We start from the raw sequence: 3,112 nt of genomic DNA on the forward strand, positions 1-3,112 counted from the left end.
GTCATCTGCACGAAGCGCAGCCCATCGACGGGCGTCTGGTCGTGATCGGGGGTGAATCCGATCCTCTCGTAGAACTCCTTGGACCGGTCCACATCGGTGACCGGCACGAAGATGAGTTCGATCTTCCAGTCCATCACGCACTCCTCCTGTCGGGCTCCGTCGCCCGTCGGCACCCACGGTACGCGGGGCCACCGACACCGCAGAGACACCGACACTGCACAGTCGCCGATCGTGCACAGTCGCCGATCGTGCATGGACGCCGAGACCGCAAGGACACCGAGACGCGATGTGGAGCCGCCGCGAGCCTCGGCGTCAGATCCACCCCTTGTCGAGCGCGATGCGCACCGCCTGCGCACGATTGGCCGCACCGGTCTTGCCGATGGCAGCGGACAGGTGGTTGCGCACGGTGCCGGCCGACAGGAACACCTCGGCGGCGATGGCGGCCGCCGAGCGTCCGTCGGCGGCGAGTCGCAGCACCTGGCGTTCCCGGTCGCTCAGCGGATTCGCTCCGTCGAACAGGCCGTCGGCGGCGAGCTGCGGATCCAGCACCCGCAAACCCGAATGCACGCGGCGGACGGCGTCGGCGAGCGTCTCGGCGGGAGTGTCCTTCACGATGAATCCGCTCGCCCCGGAGTCCAATGCGGAGCGCAGATAGCCCGGGCGTGCGAAGGTGGTCACCACGAGGACGCGCGTCCTCGTGCTCACCTGTCTGATCCGCCGCGTCGCCTCCACACCGTCCATGCCCGGCATCTGGATGTCCATCAGGCACACGTCGGGGTGCAGCTCCTCAGCGAGCCGCACTGCCTCCGCGCCGTCCGAGGCCATGCCGACCACGGTCAGGTCGGGCTCGAGGTCGAGCAGCGCACCGAGCGCACCACGCACGAGCGCCTGATCGTCGGCGATCAGCAATCGGATGGACCCATCGTCAGGCGCCGTCACCATGTCACCTCCACGCGGGTTCCGTCCTTCTCGGTCGAGCCGAGGGCGAACGCCGCCCCCGCAGCCGCCGCGCGCTCCCGCATGCCGCGGATGCCGTTGCCCTCTGCGGTGGCGATGCCCGCGCCGATGCCCACTCCGTCGTCCTCCACGGCGAGCCGTCCCGGCCACAGGATGACCCGCACGGTGCGGGCACCCGAATGCCGCAGGACGTTGGTCGTCGCCTCGCGGAGGATCCAGCTCGCCGTGATGGCCTGCACCGGCGACAGCGCCTCCGGCTCCCCCTCGACCCGCAGCTCGATGTCCGCCGCGCGGAGCGAATCCCGCGAGGAAGCGAGCTGCTCGATCAGGGTGGTCGCCCGCGCGCCCGCGACCGTCGAGCGCACTCCGGCGATCGCCTCGGCCGTCAACCGCTCGATGTCTGCGAGCTCGGCCCTGGCGCGTTCCGGGTCGGAGTCCATGAGTCTCCGCACCAGCTGCGCTTTGAGACCCACCACCGTCAGCGAATGCCCGATCAGATCGTGCACATCGCGGGCCACGGCTTCACGTCCCTCGCTGGTCGCGAGTTCCAGACCGAGCCGCTCCGCCTCGGCCGAACGCAGGATGAGCCACGTCGACACCGTGTTGACCACACCGAGCAGCGCGACGATCGCGAGCACCGACAGGTAGCTCAGCCCGCCCGGGAGCAGGAACACGCAGAGCGCCGTCACGGCGACCGCCGCGATGGTCGTGATCCAGTGCCATACGCGCGTCAGGCCGTAGGACGCGAACGACATGATGAAAGGCAGGAAGCTGAGCGCCGATCCGCCTTCGGCCGGCACCGAGACCAATGCGCAGACGATGAGCGCGGCGAACGTGGCCCACTGCCGCTTCGAGGGGGTGCGCCCCAGCCCGCCACCCCCGCGCATGCCGTGCATGAACCCGGTGACGTACAGCACGACGAACGTCACCAGAGCGACCCATCCCCCGACCACCCAGGCGAGGGGCGCCTCGGAACCGAGCAGGGCGATCACGGGGTAGACGAGGAACACCAGCCAGACCACCGCCATCAGCCAGCCGAACCGCGCCCACGGGTCCTTTCCCGTGGCGCGGCTCGTCGTGCGCTTCTCGTGCGGGGTCATCCGTCCAACCTAGTGTCGCCGCGTGCCACTACTGCCGCGCCCGCGAGCGCTTCATTCCCATCGCGACGAGGAGCGCGAAGAGGACGAGCCAGACAGCCACGTTGAGGAACAGCATCCACAGCGGATCGGTCTGCCCCGTCGTGAGCACCCCGTCGGTGAGGGGCCAGCGGCTCAGCGCCACGAAGCCGTACAGCGGGGTGAACCGGGCGATGTCGAGCATCACGCCGTCGAGAGGCATGAACACGTTGCCGAAGAACGCGAAGAACGTCATCGAGATGGAAGCGAGCGCCGCGGCCGAGTCCGAGCTGAAGAACAGTCCGACGCCGAGGCCGAACAGCCCGTACATGAGACCGATCCCGAGGATGATGCCCGCCGTCGCGACCCACCGCCAGGCGTCCTCGGCCTGAGCACCGGTCATCATCCCTGCCACGAACACCGCGACCAGGGCGAGCGCGGCGAAGGACACGGCAGTGAGCAGTTTGGTCAGCGCATACCCCGCGGTGGTGAGCGGGGTCATCGCGAGCTGCCGTCCCCACCCCTGCTTCGCCTCGGTCGCCGCGAGGGAGGTGAGCGAGCTCATCGCGACAGCGGTGCCGTACGCGGCCATCGAGGTCATGACGTAGAACGAGACGTTCCCGTGGCCGGCAGAGAGCGAGCCGTATCCCATCCCGGCACCGAACAGCAGGTACATCGCGACGGGCATCGCCAGGGTGAACGCGAGAGTGTAGGGGTTGCGCAGCTGGCGGACGCCTTCGATGCGCAGCATGGTGGGTGAGACGAGCATGTCAGTTCTCCGTCAGAGCCGTGAAGGCGGTTTCGAGGGTGGGGGCGGCGATCTCGAGGTCGTGCGCGCCGCCGGCGAGGAGGATCCGCGCTGCCGCATCGGAGTCCGCCGCGCGCAGGCTGAGACGATCACCGTCCACACGCACAGCCGCGATCCCCTCCGTCGACGTCAGCGTCGCGACGAGCGCCGTCGGGTCGTCGTCGACCGTGGCGGACACCGTCCGCTCCCCGAGGCTGGCGCGCAGCAGCGCGGTGGGGGCGTCGGCGACGAC

The 3,112-nt window shown here is 69.5% G+C and carries 4 protein-coding genes and 1 pseudogene; all 5 read right to left on the reverse strand.

Annotated elements, in window-relative coordinates; all coding sequences use genetic code 11:
- Window positions 1-134: GNAT family N-acetyltransferase (locus tag DSP71_RS23005; RefSeq protein ID WP_258546238.1), on the reverse strand; the 134-nt coding region annotated here is incomplete at its 3' end.
- Window positions 135-312: 178 nt separating this feature from the next.
- Window positions 313-942: a response regulator transcription factor gene (locus tag DSP71_RS02860; protein ID WP_061017891.1), complete on the reverse strand. Its 630-nt coding sequence runs from the start codon at window positions 940-942 to the stop codon at window positions 313-315.
- The gene (locus tag DSP71_RS02865; RefSeq protein WP_061017889.1) at window positions 936-2,057 is read right to left on the reverse strand and encodes a sensor histidine kinase; all 1,122 of its coding nucleotides are present in this window, start codon (window positions 2,055-2,057) and stop codon (window positions 936-938) included. Before DSP71_RS02865 ends, DSP71_RS02860 begins: the two co-directional genes overlap by 7 nt.
- Window positions 2,058-2,085: 28 nt before the next feature.
- Window positions 2,086-2,841 (reverse strand): ABC transporter permease, encoded by a 756-nt coding sequence (locus DSP71_RS02870; RefSeq protein WP_058632493.1) that lies wholly within the window; start codon window positions 2,839-2,841, stop codon window positions 2,086-2,088.
- Between the two features lies 1 nt (window position 2,842).
- Window positions 2,843-3,112, reverse strand: a pseudogene (locus DSP71_RS23010) (ABC transporter ATP-binding protein); the annotation flags it as partial.

The organism is Microbacterium sp. H6 (assembly GCF_003314775.1).
Classification (GTDB): Bacteria; Actinomycetota; Actinomycetes; order Actinomycetales; family Microbacteriaceae; genus Microbacterium; species Microbacterium oxydans.

Bases quoted from the DNA above. Each gene is read 5' to 3' on its own strand.
- DSP71_RS02860 (WP_061017891.1), bottom strand. From the start codon at position 942: ATGGTGACGGCGCCTGACGATGGGTCCATCCGATTGCTGATCGCCGAC.
- DSP71_RS02865 (WP_061017889.1), bottom strand. From the start codon at position 2,057: ATGACCCCGCACGAGAAGCGCACGACGAGCCGCGCCACGGGAAAGGAC.
- DSP71_RS02870 (WP_058632493.1), bottom strand. From the start codon at position 2,841: ATGCTCGTCTCACCCACCATGCTGCGCATCGAAGGCGTCCGCCAGCTG.